Raw genomic sequence first — 17806 nt, forward strand, 5'->3', positions numbered from 1 at the left:
TATCAAAAAACTGGGTTGAAAACCCCGTCCTTCTAGGACGGCTTTAATTGTAACTTTTCATTACGCCATACTCCGTTTTGTGCTGATTGCGGTAGCATAAGAGTGGAGGTAGAGCCATGCTCGTTTTTGAGTTTAAATCTTACGGAAAATCAAGTCAGTTCAAAGCAGTAGACGAAGCAATTCGTACCGCTCAATTTGTCCGCAATAGCTGTTTGCGCTATTGGATGGACAATCCCAAAAAGAACAAATACGACTTGAATAAATATTGTGCTGTACTGGCAGCTACGTTTCCGTTTGCTGACGAACTCAACTCAATGGCAAGACAATCAAGTGCTGAACGTGCTTGGGCAGCTATCTCCCGATTTTACGAAAACTGCAAGAAGAAGATTCCTGGTAAAAAAGGGTATCCAAAGTTCCAGCGAGACTGTCGCTCGGTAGAGTACAAGTCAACCGGATGGAAGGTTGCAGATGACAGAAAGTCGATAACTTTCACGGATAAAAAAGGAATTGGCAAACTCAAACTCAAAGGCACACGCGACCTGCATTTTTACCAAATCAACCAAATAAAACGGGTTCGATTGGTAAAACGTGCGGATGGTGTGTACGTCCAGTTCTGTATTGATGTTGACCGAAAGGAAAATACAGCGCCGACAGGTAATACTATTGGATTGGATGTCGGGCTAAAAGAATATTACACCGATTCAAACGGAATCAAGGTTGAAAATCCTAGGTTTCTGAGGAAAGGTGAACGTGTTCTCAAACGCAGTCAACGTCGGGTATCTAGAAAAGTCAAAGGTTCAAAGAATAGAGGCAAAGCTCGACAGATTCTTGGTAAGCGCCATCTCAAAATAAGCAGGCAACGTAAAGACCATGCCCTAAAGTTGGCAAGGTGCGTCACTCAGTCCAACGACTTGATAGCCTACGAAGATTTGAGAATCAAAAATATGGTGCAGAATCACTGTCTCGCCAAGTCTATTAACGACGCATCTTGGTATCAATTCCGTGTCTGGCTTGAATATTTTGGAAAAGTATTCGAGCGGGTAACGGTTGCGGTAAATCCGCAATATACCAGTCAAGAATGCTCTAGTTGTGGTGAAATTGTCAAAAAAACTCTATCTACTAGAACCCACGCTTGTAAATGTGGGTGCTTGTTAGATAGAGACGAGAACGCAGCTAGAATAATCCTAAGTCGGGGATTGAGTACGGTAGGGCATACCGGAACTCTTGCACTAGATGCAAATAACGCTTCGGGAGAATTGTCCTCTACTTTCGTTGGAGAAATCCAATTAGAGCAAGTCAGCTCGTAGATAGAAGAATCCTCATGCCTTCAGGCCCAGGAGTGTCAACCAGCCATACTCCCTATACTCAGCGGCACCATTTCGCCGTGCATCGTCAGGCCTAATAACATCGGGCCGCCCGGTCGGATCAACTCTCCTGTAAGCGCGCAGCGTTCCTCCTGCTGTGCTGTGGCATTAATGCTAGCTCGAATATCCGATCGAGAAAACATCTGCCGATACTCTCCAGACTTCTGCTGCACGTAATTCCAGAGCAAATCTCGAATCAAAGCTTGATAGCCTTGATTGCCCGCGAGTTCTTTGAGTCTCTCCTTGAGCTCTCTTTCGAGTCGAATGCTGGTCACTTCCATTTCGGTGGTTGAGGTTCTAGGTAGGGTATGCATAATTTTTCTCCGTGACGGGTGGACATATGTGTAATATCAGTGTAGTATGTTTACAGCTAGATTGAAAGCCTCTTAACCACCTTCTGCCTGCTGTGAAATTTCTCCCCACCTACTCCACCTATCAACTGAAGTGCGATCGCCCCACGGGTCGCTCCGAGTCGTCACGGCACGTCTTTAGCACGGGTTTTGCGACTGTCGCAGCGACCTCGTGGGCGGGCTTGGGCCTAATTAAACCCGGTTATAGTGGATTAGGAGAAATTGCAGAAATTAATTACAACGAGGTAGACCAGCACGGTCGGCAAGTGGCACAGCCATATCGAGAGACGCGAAGCGGGAGGTACAGCTAAACTACTGTACCAAGACAGGATGAAAATTTGCATGAAAGCAGTTTTTCTAGCCCCCGCTTCTAAGTAAGAGAAGCGGGGGCATTTGATTGGATATTTGAGAAATTCGATCCGCTTGGGGAACTGGGAAAAAACCAGATGTAGCCAATGCAGGCGTTGCACCGAAAATTCCAAATCCCAAATCCCAAATCTAAAATCTAAAATCTAAAATCTAAAATCCAAATGAGGAGGAGCAAGCCGTGACCGTAGTAACTGATGTATTGAGGCAATCTGTGGTGGTGTTTTCTCAGAATTACCTACCAATGAGCCGTGTCAACATCAAACGGGCGATCGTACTGTTGGTAACAGGCAAGGCTGAACCTCTAGATTTTAGCATCGGCAACGGCTGGCTGGTGCGATCGCCCAGCACCAGCATCCACGTACCCGAACAAATCCGCTTGACTTTTGGTAACAGGGAACGCCTGTGGAAAGTGCCCCCGGTTAATCGCCGGGAAGTTCTGCGCCGCGACGCTCATTCTTGCCAATACTGCGGTAGCAATCGGCATTTGACGTTGGATCACGTCATGCCTCGATCGAAGGGCGGCCCGCATACTTGGGACAACGTGGTGACTGCTTGCGAACGATGCAACTCTCGTAAGGGCGATCGAACTCCCGTAGAAGCTGGAATGTCTCTGCGAACTAAGCCGAAAGCCCCCATACACCCCACTGTTGCTTTTGCCGAACTGTTTTGGCACGAATACCAAATTGGGGAATAGGGCATGGGGCATGGGGAATAGGGCATGGGGCATGGGCCAAACAGTCTCTTGGTAATTGGTAATAGCTAATAGTTAATAGCTAATTCAGTCCTGTAATTAAAAAGGATTTTAGGTCGGAATAGCAAACTTTTCATTCCTTCCTATCCAATGCCCAATGCCCAATTCCCAATTCCCGATCGCCAATTTTCAATTACCAATTTTTAACTTTCAATTCCAAATTTAGGGCTGTCAATATGCTGAAGTTGACTTATACTGAAACGGGCTTTAACCTAGAGCGTTTGGCTCAATCTCCCGAACAGTTAGTGGCGCTGCGAGTGGTGCTGGCTATGCGAGTTGGTCAAAGCATCAGCGTCGAACCGAGCACTGCGGCATTTTTGCTGCCCGCGAATTTGCCGGCGCTGCCTCTATTGGAATCTGAGGCGCGCCGAAACGACAATGATGCGATCGCCCTTTGTGTTGCTGATGCTGACTTTGTAGAAGTGACTCTGCGCGGTACGTGGATTTCTGATGCGTCTGAGGGGGCTGACGGCGTGTTTGCGACTGTGTTGGGCGATCGGGCAGAGCTCTTGCTGCTCAAACTCTGGCTCGAAACTCAGGCTGCTGCGGAGGTTGTCGGGGAAGTCGGCGATTAATATCGGATCTGGAAGGAAGAGGGAACAAGGAAGAGGGAAGAAGCAAGAAGGAAATATTTTCTTCATGTCGCACTCCCCCACTTTCTCCCCCTCTCCCGCCAGAAGCGCACTCAATTCCATTCTCCTTGCAGCCCAAAAGCAGCCCAATAATAAGGAGATTGCCATTCTGAAACCTGTAGCACTTCGATTTGCGCCGATCGCAGTGCCGCAGCAGGCGCCAATTTATCTTGGAGCATTTTTTTGTAAAATCGTGTCATCAACTCAGAAGTTACTTGGTCGTCAACACTCCACAGAGAAACCACCACACGCGGCGCCCCCGCATACATAAACCCTCTCGTCAAACCCACCAACCCTTCTCCCTTAATGTCTTTTCCCAAACCCGTCTGACACGCGCTCAGCACCACCAATTCGGCCGGTAAATTGAGATTGAAAATATCATTCAGTCGCAAGTAGCCATTTTGTAACGAGCCTTTCTCATCAACTAAAGAAAGCACCAATCCCGATAATTCTGGATGTTTGCTATTAGCAAATCCGTGGGTAGCGAAATGAACAATGCGATATTGAGATAAATCGGGAGCGGTTGCCGTGGTACGATTAGCAGTAAAGTCAAACGCTTGTTTTTCCAAATCATCGGGAACCAAAGCCAGGATTTGCTCAGCTTCAGTTCGCGAGAAAGGTAAGCGAGTCCAATAAATGTTAGCCTCTGAGGCGGATCTCTGTAATTGTTGCGCTTCCACTGGCAGATTTTCAACAGTTTGATTCTTGGTTACAGGCGATGTACTTGTGCCTTTGAGCCGTTCGTCGTCCGTGCTAAAAACTGGATCTGCAAACAAGGCGATCGCCTTTGGAGCCGGTTGACGAGTCGCCATATCCCGCCGCAGAATAGCCAGAGTTGAAGCAGAAGGCAGGTTAACAATTTCATGCTTAACTATTAGTGGCGCTTCAGATTTTTCCAGAGTAAGGGCACTGAAAGGAATGTATTGCAAGGCGCCATCCGCAACAATTAGCAAGCGCTTGTTGCCCAACTCAGAAGCAACCGGAGCGAGGATCATTTGGCTCAGAAGTCCAGCAGATTCAGCAACCATTTGAGGAGAGGTTCTCGTGGTCTCTTTGGTTAAAGTATCGCGGAAATTCTTAGCCGTGGCTTCAATCTCGGTGCGAGAAGGGAGTTCGTAACTGGTGAAAGAAGTTTTCGTCACCGCCCACAAATAACTGCGCTCCTCACCCAAAGAATATTCTAAAAGTAGCGTATTGTCATCGATTACCTGTTGTTGAATTTGTTGCAAATTGAGAGGTTCGGGATATTGGAGAGCAGCGTAACGAGGACTACTGGCGCGAATTTTAGCTTCTATTTGAGCGAGTTGCTTGAGAACTGTATCGATTTTTTCTTGAATTTCATCCAGAGATTCTTGGGTAGATCTAGCGCTGATAATTTGGTATTTGCGACTCTGAAAATCACTGAGTTGTTGTTGCAAATTTTGTTCTTGTGCTAGCAGTTGCTGGTCAACACCTTGACGAATATTTGCGCTGGCTTCGCTGAGGAGTTCAAGCAGACTGCGGGCACGGGCACGTTCGCTAGCATGAAAGGCTTGTGCGTCGTAACCTTTATCGGGATTTTTCTGGTGCAGTTGCATCAACAAATCGATGTAAAACTGATAATAATCTTGGTTGCGGGCAAAGTAAGACTGGCGCAGTTCTTGGCTACCGATTTGAGTGCGGAGGTTTTCAATAATATTAATTGCGGTTTCAATTTCGGTTTGGGCAACGGTGAGGTTATTTTGTTGGCGGTTTAAGATGGCTTGATTGTAGATGATGTGCGCTTCTTCTGTTTTGTAACCGAGTTGTTGGGATAGAGATAAGGCTTGGTTATAGTTTTCAATGGCGGTAGAATTCTGACCTAAAGCAGCTTGTATTTTCCCCATTTGATTGAGGACTGTGGTTTCTTTTACTTTGTCGTTTAAGTGTCGGGAGATTTTTAGGGCTTGGTTGTAGGCATTCAAGGCCGTTGACCATTCTTTTGAAGCGATGTAGGTGCTACCAATGCCAGTTAAGGCAGTCGCTTCTGCTGCTAAATTACCTGCGGGTCTGGAGATGACTAGAGCTTTGTTGTAGGAGTCTAGGGCATTTTTCCAGTTTCCTGTAGCAGCGTGAATATTACCAATGTTGTTGAGGGTGTTGGCGACTGTCGCTTGGTCATTTAATTGATAGAATAAGGGCAAAGCTTGGTTATAGTAATCCAGGGCGCTTGGAGGATCAGCTAAATCGATGTAAAGTTGACCAAAACTGTTGATAATAGCGGCTTCTTCGGCTTTGGCACCGGCTTGTTTTGATAAGGGTAATGCTTGATTGTAGGAGTCTAGGGCAGATTGAAATTGTCCGAAATGGGCGTAAATTTTACCCATTGAAAGGAGAGTGCGTGTGGCTTGGGCGTAGTTTCTATCTGCACGATAAAGTGCGAGGGCTTCTTCTAACTTTCCCAGTGCAAGTTGTTTAGATTCGACTGTGCTTTGGCTAGAAAGTTGAGTTCCTTTGATAAATGCTACTTCAGCAGCAGAAACTTTTATCCCAACTGATAAATCCCACAGGCGAGCAGTTCTATCACTACTAACAGTGAGGATTTGGCGACCATCAGGGCTAAATTTTGCATGGTTGAGCCCATCCTCATGTCCTCGAAATATCGCTAGAAGATTTCCTTTTGCATCCCACAAACGGGCGGTTTGATCCTCACTAGCGGTGAGGATTTGCCTGCCATCGGGACTAAATACGGCGCTGTTGACAGAACTGTCATGATCTCGCAATACTGCTAGGAGATTGCCAGAAATATCCCACAGGCGGGAAAGTCTATCGTTACTGGTGATCAGGATTTGACTACCATCGGGGCTAAATACTGCACTCTCATCGTGACTGGAACCTTTATCTACATCCTTCTGCCCTCGAAACTCTGCTTTGAGATTACCTTTTATATCCCACAGGCGGGCATTTCCGTGGAAATCACTGCCTAGAGTGAGAATTTGGCGACCATCTGGGGTAAATATTGCACTTTCGACACTCGTCTCATGCCCTCGGAACACAGCCAGGAGATTGCCTTTGGTATCCCACAGACGGGCGGTTTTATCTAAACTGGCAGTGAGGATTTGCCGGCCATCGGGACTAAAGACTGCACTGTTGACATGAATCTCATGTCCTTGGAATATAGCCAGGAGATTGCCTTTGGTATCCCACAGGCGGGCGGTGTTATCACTACTAGCAGTGAGAATTTGACGACCGTCCGGGCTAAATACTGCACTTTCGATTCTATGATCACGGCCCTGAAACTCACTTAGGAGATTGCCTTTGTTATCCCACAGGCGAACGGTTTTATCGCTGGCGGTGATGATTTGCCGACCATCAGGGCTAAATACGGCGCTTTCAACAGAATACTTGTGTCCCTGGAACTCGGTGAGGATATTGCCTTTGATATCCCACAGGCGAACGGTTTTATCGGTGGCGGTGAGAATTTGGCGGCCATCTGGGCTAAATACGGCACGCTTGACTCCATACTTATCGTGCCGTAACTCTGCTAGTTGAGCGCTATTTTTAGATACGCTTTCCCGAAAAGTTTGCAGCGCTGCCATTTGCTCGGCTTGGGCAGCAATTGCTACTGATACATCCCACAGACGGGCGGTGCCATCATCACTGGCAGTGAGGATTTGACTACCATCGGGGCTAAATACTGCACCGAAACCTCTTTCATGCCCTCGGAACACAGCCAGGAGATTACCTTTGGTATCCCATAAGCGGGCGATACCAGGGTCGATTCCATTTGCAGCATCATTACTGATAATGAGAACTTGGCTGCCGTCGGGACTAAAAACTGCACTGTAGAAATATTTTTCATCTCCCCGAAACTCTGTCAAGAGATTGCCTTTGGTATCCCACAAGCGAGCAGTTTCAGCCCAAGCATAGGTGAGGATTTGCTTCCCGTCGGGGCTAAATACGGCTGTTGTGAGTCTCTCTCTATGCCCCCGGAACTCAGCTAGAAGATTGCCTTTGAGATCCCACAGGCGGGCGGTTTCATCATCGCTGGCAGTGAGGATTTGACTACCATCGGGGCTAAATAGTGCACTTCTGACCCCCTTCTCATGCCCCCGAAACTCTACCAGGAGATTACCTTTGAGATCCCACAGGCGGGCTTTTTTATCGTTACTAGCAGTAAGGATTTGCCGGCCATCTGGACTAAATACCGCACTTGTGGCTATTCCCCCCCATACTTTCTCAGGTGGTTGCAACTCAGCTAGGAGATTACCTTTAAGATCCCACAGGCGGGCGGTATCATCACCACCACCATTACCACCAGCGGTGAGAATTTGGCGACCATCGGGGCTAAATTTTGCACTGTAGATTCCTAAAGAGCCACTCCCCCGCAACTGAGCCAGGAGATTGCCTTGGGTATCCCACAAACGGGTAGTGCTATCATTCGCATCAACACTACCAAAACTAATGGTGAGGATTTGACGACCATCGGGGCTAAATATTGCGCGGCTGAGCCCCTCCTGCCCCTGGAACTCGGTTAGGAGATTGCCTTTGAGATCCCACAGACGGGCTTTTTTATCCTGACTAGCGGTGAGGATGTGCCTGGTATCGGGACTAAATACGGCACTGAGGACATCACTATTGTGCCCTCGGAATATTGCCAGTTGAGCGTTATTTTTGGACACGCCTTCCTGAAGGCTTTCCTTGACAGCTATTTGCTCGGATTCGGCAGCAATTGCGGCTGACACATCCCACAGGCGGGCGATTTTATCCCAACCTAATGTGATGATTTGCCGGCCATCGGGACTAAATACTCCCCAGACGAGATCCTTATGCCCCCGCAATTTTGCCAACAGATTGCCTTTGGTATCCCAAATTTGAGCAGTTCCATCCATACTACTGGTAAGGATTTGGCGACCATCCGGGCTAAATCCTGTTGCAATCGAGACAGAACTCCAGTGGGAATCTCCATGCTGCCCGAACACAGCGAGGAGATTGCCTTTGGTATCCCAAACTCGGACTTGCCTACTATAGGTTAGGATTTGCCGACCATCGGGGCTAAATATTGCATTTTGGACATGATTTTCATGCCCCTGGAACTCGGTTAGGAGATTACCGTTGGTATCCCACAGGCGGGCAGTTTTATCTAGACTAGCGGTGAGGATTTGCCGTCCATCGGGACTAAAGACTGCATTGGCGACACGATCCTTATGCCCCTGGAATTCTTTGAGAAGATTGCCTTTGATATCCCATAAGCGGGCAGTTCCATCCGAACCGACAGTAAAGATTTGGCGACCATTAGGGCTAAATACAGCTTTTGGGCGGACTGGTGCGCTAATTCTTGCTTTATGCCCCTGGAATTCTTTGAGAAGATTGCCTTTGATATCCCACAACCTGACGGTTTCATTCCCAAAGTTACTACTGGTTAGGATTTTAGAACCATCGGGACTAAACACGGCACTTATAACTTCACCCCGCTCCTGATCCCCCCGGAACTCTTTGAGGAGATTGCCTTTGATATCCCATAAGCGGACTCCATACTCAGTAGTAGTGAGAATTTGGCTGCCATCAGGACTAAATATGGCTGTACTGAATCTGGTTCCTGGGAAGCCTCCCGATCTACTTGCCGCTTTATCTCCCTGGAACATAACTAGGAGATTGCCTTTGGTATCCCACAAGCGGGCGGTTTTATCTGCACTAGCAGTGAGGATTTGGCGACCATCGGGGCTAAATACTGCACTTATGACCATCTCCTCATGCCCCACAAACATGGCGAGTTGCCCGCCAAATGCTTGCACGGGTTGCTGCGTTCCCGATGGGTTGGGTTTTTCTGTTGTCGGTGACTGGGATGGTGTGGGAATCCTGGGTTGGCCGCTGATGGGGATGCTGTAGGTAGTAGCGAATACCACTCCCATCACCAGAGGGAGACAGCGATGCACTTTTCGGTATTTATCTGGCAGCATAATTGTTTTTTGGGAGAGTTAAGAATTGGGAGAGGGGGGTCAACTGAACCTTTCTCTATCGACTCCGTAAAAGCCAAAAGCTATAGTTTCTTTTTGGATAGGCAAATCTGCTTAGCGTTGGCTCTTTTTTTTACCGAGGTCATCAAAATTAAGATGGGCTGGGGGTTAGTTGTCAGAAAAAATTATTTATGTTAAGGACAAACTCTATCATTTTTCATAATCTTTGTCTGTCATTGGGTGCGTCAAGGGTGAGGCAAGGACGTTAAGGGATGTAACTTGAATCGGCTGCGGGGCGTTGGCTCGTCGATGTTATTATCTTTTGACTAGCTGACTGTGGTTTGTAAAGCGAGCTGATTTTTCTCAAGGGACAGCTACCTGCGTCTAATACCAACTCCGGTAGCGTGGGAATTAATATTACCCCCAGTCAGGACACCGGGAGTGCCTAAGTCCTCATAGGTTGCACCATTCTCAACTAGCCTTTTATGAACAGGCAAGATGCCTGTTCCACAAGAAAATTTATATTTTGTGGAACAGGCATCTTGCCTGTTGCTGACAATAGTGCCAGATATCAGCAAGTCCCTTTAGGGTGTATAAATTATATTGAAGTAAATGCCGTTATCTTGCAGATTGTCGCCTTTATCGCTAATTCTCACCAAAGGAAAAGCGTAATCAACGCGCAGGTTCACCCGCTGTATCGGTTCCCAGATTACCCCTAAACCTAAACCTGCTAAAAATGTCTGATTGGTTAATGTATTAGGATTGTTCGCAACGTTCCATACCGTACCCGCATCCAAAAAGGGAGCTAATTGAAGTTTGGGATTTCCCGAAGCATCGCGCTGCAAAGTAATCCGATCCTCGATGGAAACTCTGAAGCCGTTATCCCCAGAACGGACATTTTGGCGGTAGCCGCGCAAAGATTGCCCGCCGCCAATTACAAATTGCTGGGAAGGTAACAAACTATTAGCTGACAACTGCAAGTCTGCCTGCAAAATTAATAAATGTTTGTCATTCAATCGCTGTACTCGCTGCAATTGACCCAGCCAACTCAAAAATTGTCCGTCGGGATCAGAACCTTCGTTTTGAGTAGCATCAAACAAGCTAGTGCCGATCGTAAATTGCGATCGCACGGCCCAAGCACCCTGCGGGTCGCGCCGAATGTAGTCCTGTCCCAGCTTAATTGCGCTCGTAGTGGTGACACCATTGGAGTCCGGGCCGATGCCAAAAGGAACCGGTTCGCCGGCGACAAAAGTTCTACCTGTTTGATAAGTAAAACCGGCAGACAAGGCAAATTCTTCGATCGGCGTTCTCCGCAGCGGCTGGCGGTAACTAACTTCAAATAAATGCGATTTTCCCGAAATGTCAGCACGGTTAAAAGGTGGTTGTACGATACTGTTGCGATTCGGTGCCGCCCTCAATTGCAAAGTGCCGTTCATTGCATTTAGCGGCACGCGATAGCTAAAATCAAACACGTCTGAATCGCCGAGCGATCTGTAATAAGCCGCTGCCAGTTCGTCGCCATTTCCTGTTATATTGCGGTGCCGCAAACTAACTCCCAATCTTTCGGAACCGACACTGGGAGGCGAGTAATTGTCAATGCTGAAAGTAGGTTGAAACGGATTAGCTTCCGAGACTCGGACGATCAGAATGCTCTCTCCTTCATTATCCCCAGCCCGCAGACTGGCTTCTACATTGTCAAATAAAGGATCGACTCGTAACAGCCGGAGTTGGTCTTCTAATGAAGCTGTGCTTAAAGGCATTCCGGCACCGAGTCGAATCCGGCTGCGGATGTAACTCGGATGCAATCTTTTAGTTCCTTCTACCTCAATTCGGGCTAGCTTGCCTTCAATCACTTGAATTTGGACTACCCCTGCGGTGATAGTTTGGGGCGGCAAGACTGCTCTCGAAGTGATGTAGCCACGATTGAGGTAAATTTCGGTAATTTTGTCGGCGATTTGTTTGAGCTGTTCTAGGGTGGTAGAACGGCCTTCTAACGGGTTGACTAAGGCATTAATTTCGTCTTGGCTTAAAATTGTGCTGCCAACTACTTGAATTTTCTGCACCTCAATTGGTGTATTCGGCAGGGTTGGGGGAACTGGCGACCGGGACGGCGGCGCTACTGTGGGCGGTGCTTGGGGAGGTTCTGGGGAAGGCTGCGGGGCCGGTTGCAGAAATCGATCGCGATTTGGATCGGGCTCCGTCGGCGGCGATGGCAGGTTTGGAGGCAGCGAGGGTTGGTTCTGGGCTAAAACATGATTGCAATCTAGCGGGTTCTGACATTGGCGATCGTTGTCAACCAGATTTTTTGCTACGGGCAAGATGCCCGTACGACAATCAATCAAACTGCTTGTGGAACAGGCATCTTGCCTGTTCTCGGCGGGGTTCGATTGTGTTTCTCGTTCAGGGTTGGTCTCGATCGAATCGGGAAGCTGATTTAAGTTTGTTGCTGTTTCATTTTGCTTGATTTCCAGTTTTTGAAGTGCTAATACTTGATTGCCCGTATCTGCTGAGTTGTCAGCGGCGACGGGCAACTGAGAAATATCCTTTGTTTGGGATATAGCTTTATTGGCATAAAAGCAAGCCATCGGCAGCGCAGTTAGAAGTGAAATCCCCAACCGAAATAGTGCAATATTTGCATTCGGGCGCATAATTAATAATTTCTCTAAAATAAGTTTGTCGCCTGCTTGACTATGCCAGTTTATCATTTAGTATTAGGCGAAATTTGACCATCAAAATTTCCACAGTCCGGCTTTCAAGATGTCAGAAGTCCGAACTGCCGATCGGTACAAAAATTTTAATTTATTTAGGACGATCGACCAAACAATCCGCAACAGGCAAAAATCATCTGTGGCGCTGCCAAATACCGCGCTCGAAACCGAGTTTTTCGTACTTGCTGCACCAGTCATACCATTTTAGATTTTAGATTTTAGATTTTAGATTTTAGAATTGCCAATGACTTATGGCTATCAGGGTTTGGGGCACGGGCCTACCGTTGCATTCTTTGCGTGAAACTGGTGTTGAATTATTTTCTTGTGATAGGTGTTAACTCACTTGCGACTAAGGGTTCTTGGGCTATTTTGCCGAGTTCGACTGAGTTGAGCACTGCTGACCACTCGATCGCTAAACTGGCATCGCTGGGAGACTCGATACGCAATTGAGCTAGAGTTGCCAGGTACTCGTACCAGAGATTTTGTTGGGCGAAGATGCTGAGCTTGGTGCGATCGGACGATCGATCCAACTCTGTTTTCACGGTTGGGGCGAGTGCGGTGCGGTTGATCCACCCGGAAACGAGAACATCATCGGTTGTATTTTTTGGGTTGCATTTGATAGTAAAGTACCATTGATAGTTTTTGCCAACTTCCAGGGCTGGCGAGTTGTCATCGGAGCCGAGGCTGACGCTAACTACACCTGCACGGCTAGTTACCATGCGAAAACTTTTTTTGTATAGTGTTTTGTCCCTTTCGTCTGCTAACTCAAACTGAACTGTTTTGTCGAGGGCTACGGGAAGGTAGTAGAAAAATGTTGGCTTTGCTGATATGGTTTGCCCCATAGTTGATTGGGGAATCAAGGCAGTTAAGGCAGTTGTGGCCGTGGGGCATTCTAACCCGCGGGTTCCTCCCCCTTCCCGCCTTCCGGGTACTCCGTCCTCCGGCGGTTGAAAGCTATTCCACGCGGGTTCCAATTGCTGGCTGTTCGGTCTGCTTCCGCTTGGTTCAGGGGGTTGAGCTGTTTGCCAGTTGAGGGGTAGCTGCGGTGGTGAGGCGCGCTGGACAATGTTTGCGGGGCTGTTGAGAGCCTCTGCAGGTATTAAAAAACTACCGGCGGCAACTGCCTCTAAAGACAGAATTAAGGAAAGAGCACCGATATTTAGAGCAGACTTCAAAGCCATGACGAACCTGCCTTTTGATGAACCTAGGAACTTTATCTCACGGTTTTATTCTATCCAAGGTTTTGACGGATATCGTAATCTGTTGTACTTAATTTATATCTTCAGGCAGATACGATTATTTTGGTCGCTGTGCTCAACATAGAATTCTCTGTCGCGTTTGTCAGTGGTAGCTTAGTAGTTATACTTACTTCCATTCACGGCTGCAGGTTCGGTTGAGCTTGTTCAACCCAACTTTGACAAAGACTAATATTCCGGGTTTTTTAACTCAGACAAGAGGCTACAAGGCGTCTTTTCCTAACAACACCCGGTTGATGCGTCAATCATGGATATCAGGAAACTCGGCAATTTTGCTGGTGAACCTCAAGCGATCGGCTACAAGTTACAAATCAGTTTTTGTGTACAATACCGGCAAGAAATTTAGCATGAATCTCGATTCACCTGTTCTCTCGGACAAACAGCCTTCGGGGCTGCGGATGGTCAGACCCATCGGAGTCTTGGCACTGCACGGCATTGCTTTTTTAGGAAATAGGTTGTTCGCTGTCGATCGCGCCGAAGGGCTGCTATTGGAGATCGATCGAGAAACTGACAACACTACTGTTTTGAATCCTTATCAAACGGCTAAGTTTGCGGGCGCAACTGGGCTAGCTATTTCGGAAGATACTCTCTGGTTTGCGCGGGATGAGGATATTTGTTGCTGTCGGGGCGCAATTCGGGACGGGGCGATAACTGAACTCCAACCGGAACATTTTGTTTCGCTTTCTTATCCTGCTGACGGGATTGCTGTTTGGAAATCTACGCTTTATGTGACTTGCCAGAGATTAGCCTCGATTCTGGTTTTTGACCTAAAAACTGGTCGAGAAATTACTCGGTTTTATGCTCCCGGTATTGGGGTAGAAAATATCACTGTCCGGGATGAGGAAATTTGGGTTTGTGACAAGACTGAGCAAACTGTTTACTGTTTGGAACGGGGAACTGGGGAGATTAAATTTAGCGTTTTGACTCCCTTTGAGTCGCCTTCGGGTTTGGCTTTTCACAAGGATTCCGAAACTGGGGAGGAGGTTCTGTACGTGGCTTATGCCGGGGATGAACTTTACATCCGGGATGACCCGAATTCGGAAGATCCTTTTCAGTTGACGAAGCGCGATCGCACTTTTATTCAGCCTTTGTCTTTTCACTACAATGAAGCCGAGCGCTACGCTTTGTCAAACGGTTTTTTGATGGAAATGTCTTATGTGGAGGAACTGTCTCCTCTCGATGAGGTAGAAATCGAAAATTTGGAGTGGCGGATTGCTTTGCCTTCGCAAACTCACCGACAAAAGGTCAGGAAAATTACGCCGATTGGAATGCCTTTTACTGAGGAAATTCAGGAAGGGGAACGGGTGGCGGTGTTTAAGTTCGATCGGCTGCACCCTGGGGAACGCCGAATTTTTGGCTGGAAGGCTTTGTTAGAAGTTCGATCGATTAAGTATCAGTTATCGCCTCGGGATGTCGAAAAGAGTCCGAAGCTGTCGCCGGAGTTTGCAGCTAAGTATTTGGTGGATAATGACAATTTGGCGATGGATACGGAGATTGTGCGATCGGCGGCTGCGGCGGCTATTGGTTCGGAAACTAACATTCTCAGGCAATTGCTGAGCATTCGTAATTTTGTTTACGATCAACTTTCTTACGGAATTAGACCTCACATTGACACTCCCGATATTGTGCTGCGCCGTGGTATCGGTTCCTGCGGCGAATACGTGGGACTTTTGTTAGCTTTGGCTAGGTTAAACGGGATTGCTTGCCGCACGATCGGCCGCTACAAGTGTCCGGCTTTTGGTGACAGAAAAGGTGTGTCGCTGGAGCCGGATTTCAATCACGTTTGGCTGGAATTTTACATTCCAGGTTTTGGCTGGGTGCCGATGGAATCTAATCCTGATGATATTCAAGACAGAGGCCCTTATCCGTTGCGATTTTTTATGGGTTTGGCTTGGTATCACGTAGAAATTGGCAAAGGAATCCGGTTTCAAGGTCTCACCAGCGGCGGTCTTCCTTTAAACAAGGAGGATGTTTCCGTGGGGAGTCTGGCAATTAATCATGTGAGGTTTACCATTTTGGAAGAGTTGCCAGCAGTTTGAAGGGAGTCTTAACAGTTAACAGTTAGCCGTCAACATTTAACTGTTAATTGTTAACATTTTTCATCTAAAATCGAAAGTAGAAAATGTAAAATCAGAGGAAGAGGGGTTGTGGAATTTTCGATTGCTAATTTTCTCGTTTTAGTGGCCTTTGTACTGCTGGTGACGGTGACTGGCGGGGTCGCTTATTTGACTTCTGTTGAGTGGCGCGATCGTAGGCGGTTAGATAAGGCTAAACGGAAAAAAAAGTAGCTCTTTGCTGTTGACAAATTGCATCTTTTATGATAAAAAACAAGGCAACCTGGTTGGGTCGCCTTGTTTTTTGATTTGACGTATTTTCACCGCAGAGGTGCAACTAAAGAGAGAACATAGGTGTGGCGCTTCAAAAAAATCTTATTGAATAGCCTTAATTGACAGATTTTTTCTACTTTTTATTTTTCCGCTTCCCTCCACCTGTTTTAGGTGGGTTTCCCCGCAACAAATCACCTAAAGCATCATTACTTCTGTTATTAAAATCAAAATTATTTTTCCCAAACGCCTTTAATAACTCTCTCTGATATTCCTCATGTTCGTAGGGTAAAGAACCGGCCCACGCATAGATAAATGCTTTCGGCGTATAACTTTTTTGCAGATGTACCTTGAAAGTATCGTATGTATTAATTACTTGCTTTGTGGCCTGACCTAAATCACCGATATTATCTTTTAATTCTACAAAACAGATAACACGCTTGCTGTCTTTAGCGTAAAACACCATCAGGTCGCACATTTTTTGACCTTTTTCTGTGCCCCATAAAAATTGACGCAGCTTACAACCAGGATTTGATTGGTCATCTATGTTAAAAAAAAGTATTGTTTCGCCTTCTAGGGGTTCTACTTTTACTGAAGCTTTATGTTCCTTAAAATAAGTTTGACCTGGAAGTAAACAGGAGGATAAAAGCAAATTTTCAAAAGGCATTAACTGTCTCTCAATCTTGAATTTTCAGTAAATTAGCATAAATGCGAGAAACATCATCCGACACTTGACCAAAAGTTTCCCAATTTATTGTACCTTCTTCACTGATAATGTTTTTGGCTGTTCCATCCTCAAACAAATAGACTGAAACTTTTTCTTGAGAAATAAAAGCATCTGTTCGCTCTAAATAAAACATTTCTTTAATGCTATCTGGATCTTCATGCTTAGCTGCTTGCATGAGATTAGCAAGATGGTCAACAATGTAGGGACTGTGGGTTGTAATTAAGACGTGCAATCCAGCATTGACTAACATTGCCAAAAATTCAGCTATCTCTACTTGAGCCGCTGGATGTAAATTCATTTCTGGCTCATCAATTATCAGTAACTCATTTGGTTCAACTAAATAGCGTAAACAGAGAACTAATGGAGCTAATTCTTTTACCATTGAAGAAACAATAGGCATCTCCAACTTGGTACTTTCTTTAGGTTGAAAAAGTAGTTCTTTTCGCAATTCTGATGATGTTTCAAAACCGACCTTTCCTTGTAAAATCTCTTTTTCTAAAAAATCAGCTAACTTCACATATTCCTCTACCAAAGGATTCTTTTTTATTTCCTCTTCTCTGTCTTTTTTTCTAGAACTCCATATAATCATCTCCAACAAACGCTTTACTGGTTCAACCAAAGGCGTTTTTCTGCGTTCAAATTCGGATTTATCTGTTTCTTTTAAAAGTTCTTCGCTTCTAACTTCTCGAAGTTGAAAAGAGCTAAATGGAAAAGTTATAAAAGTAGTCCTTTCAGTAGGGAATATATGTATATAAGCATAAAATGCTTTGTGGAGCATCTGAAAAATTTCCTGAATTACGAATTGCTTAATCGCTTTTTTAGGCAGCTTATTCAAAATTTTCCCGTTTGAATAAAAATACAATATTCCTTCGTCTGATTCTTTCAGGGCATTAAGTAAACCTAAAGAAATTTCACTCTCGACAGAAGCTGATTTTATCCTTTTCAACAACTCTGCTTTTGTTTCTGCTAAATTTAAATCTACTTGCAAGTTATCAAAATCTGCTCGTTCTGTAGCCATAAAAGAGGGCATCCAGTTTCGAGCCAAACGAGCCACATCATTAATATAAATTTCCGCACAGTCATTAGCAAATTTAATCATATCAATTTGTGCATTACCTTCATCAAAAAGTTGCTGAAGTGCGCTATCTATGATTGGATATGTCTGTTGGGTTTTACCGTCAAGATAAGCTTTTAAGTAATTTCCGTATCCCTGCTGTCCGAGGATCGCTGATAAAGTGTATGCAGCCCATGTTTTCCCTTCACCATTACGACCAATAAAAACAGTTAAAGGCTTTAAATCAATTTCTGCTTTTTCAACAACACCTAAGTTTCTAATTTCTAATTTCATTAAAAAATTTCCTGTTGATAAACTATCAGATAGAGAGGAACCTGAAACCGTTAGTTGTATAG

The 17806-nt window shown here is 46.0% G+C and carries 12 protein-coding genes; 5 read left to right on the forward strand and 7 right to left on the reverse strand.

Features of this window, described 5'->3' with window-relative positions; all coding sequences use genetic code 11:
• Positions 1 to 116: 116 nt before the first annotated feature.
• Positions 117 to 1307: a transposase gene (locus tag QUB12_RS00975; protein WP_333143883.1), complete on the forward strand. Its 1191-nt coding sequence runs from the start codon at positions 117 to 119 to the stop codon at positions 1305 to 1307.
• Between the two features lie 35 nt (positions 1308 to 1342).
• Here QUB12_RS00975 and QUB12_RS00980 read toward each other — a convergent pair whose 3' ends face one another.
• On the reverse strand, positions 1343 to 1678 hold the full coding sequence (locus QUB12_RS00980) for a ribbon-helix-helix domain-containing protein (protein ID WP_039886507.1): 336 nt from the start codon (positions 1676 to 1678) through the stop codon (positions 1343 to 1345).
• 583 nt (positions 1679 to 2261) lie between these two features.
• On the opposite strand from QUB12_RS00980, the gene QUB12_RS00985 reads away from it, so the two are divergent.
• Complete coding sequence (locus QUB12_RS00985) at positions 2262 to 2777, forward strand: HNH endonuclease (RefSeq protein WP_333056402.1); 516 nt, start codon at positions 2262 to 2264, stop codon at positions 2775 to 2777.
• A 233-nt stretch (positions 2778 to 3010) separates the two neighbouring features.
• The gene (locus QUB12_RS00990; RefSeq protein ID WP_333143881.1) at positions 3011 to 3409 is read left to right on the forward strand and encodes an alr0857 family protein; all 399 of its coding nucleotides are present in this window, start codon (positions 3011 to 3013) and stop codon (positions 3407 to 3409) included.
• 110 nt (positions 3410 to 3519) lie between these two features.
• Here the strand turns inward: QUB12_RS00990 and QUB12_RS00995 are convergent, their stop codons facing one another.
• The 4 genes from QUB12_RS00995 to QUB12_RS01010 form a co-directional block, all read right to left on the reverse strand.
• Positions 3520 to 9384, reverse strand: a complete 5865-nt coding sequence (locus QUB12_RS00995; protein WP_333143880.1) for a CHAT domain-containing protein — start codon at positions 9382 to 9384, stop codon at positions 3520 to 3522.
• Between the two features lie 581 nt (positions 9385 to 9965).
• Positions 9966 to 12086 carry a ShlB/FhaC/HecB family hemolysin secretion/activation protein gene (locus tag QUB12_RS01000; protein WP_333143877.1) on the reverse strand — a complete coding sequence of 707 codons (2121 nt, stop codon included), beginning with the start codon at positions 12084 to 12086 and terminating at the stop codon, positions 9966 to 9968.
• A 24-nt stretch (positions 12087 to 12110) separates the two neighbouring features.
• Positions 12111 to 12287 carry a hypothetical protein gene (locus QUB12_RS01005; RefSeq protein WP_333143876.1) on the reverse strand — a complete coding sequence of 59 codons (177 nt, stop codon included), beginning with the start codon at positions 12285 to 12287 and terminating at the stop codon, positions 12111 to 12113.
• A 116-nt stretch (positions 12288 to 12403) separates the two neighbouring features.
• Positions 12404 to 13270: a DUF928 domain-containing protein gene (locus QUB12_RS01010; RefSeq protein WP_333143875.1), complete on the reverse strand. Its 867-nt coding sequence runs from the start codon at positions 13268 to 13270 to the stop codon at positions 12404 to 12406.
• Positions 13271 to 13692: 422 nt separating this feature from the next.
• Here QUB12_RS01010 and QUB12_RS01015 point away from each other — a divergent pair, with 422 nt between their 5' ends.
• On the forward strand, positions 13693 to 15384 hold the full coding sequence (locus QUB12_RS01015; protein WP_333143914.1) for a transglutaminase domain-containing protein: 1692 nt from the start codon (positions 13693 to 13695) through the stop codon (positions 15382 to 15384).
• Between the two features lie 108 nt (positions 15385 to 15492).
• Entirely contained in the window at positions 15493 to 15633 is a 141-nt protein-coding gene (locus tag QUB12_RS01020) for a hypothetical protein (protein WP_190736053.1), read from the forward strand.
• A 172-nt stretch (positions 15634 to 15805) separates the two neighbouring features.
• On the opposite strand, the gene QUB12_RS01025 is transcribed toward QUB12_RS01020, so the two are convergent.
• Both QUB12_RS01025 and QUB12_RS01030 read right to left on the reverse strand, forming a co-directional pair.
• On the reverse strand, positions 15806 to 16336 hold the full coding sequence (locus QUB12_RS01025; protein WP_333305065.1) for a hypothetical protein: 531 nt from the start codon (positions 16334 to 16336) through the stop codon (positions 15806 to 15808).
• A gap of 10 nt (positions 16337 to 16346) precedes the next feature.
• Entirely contained in the window at positions 16347 to 17744 is a 1398-nt protein-coding gene (locus QUB12_RS01030; RefSeq protein WP_333143289.1) for an AAA family ATPase, read from the reverse strand.
• Between the last annotated feature and the right edge of the window lie 62 nt (positions 17745 to 17806).

It is taken from the genome of Microcoleus sp. B7-D4 (assembly GCF_036705125.1).
In the GTDB taxonomy this organism is placed as follows: domain Bacteria; phylum Cyanobacteriota; class Cyanobacteriia; order Cyanobacteriales; family Microcoleaceae; genus Microcoleus.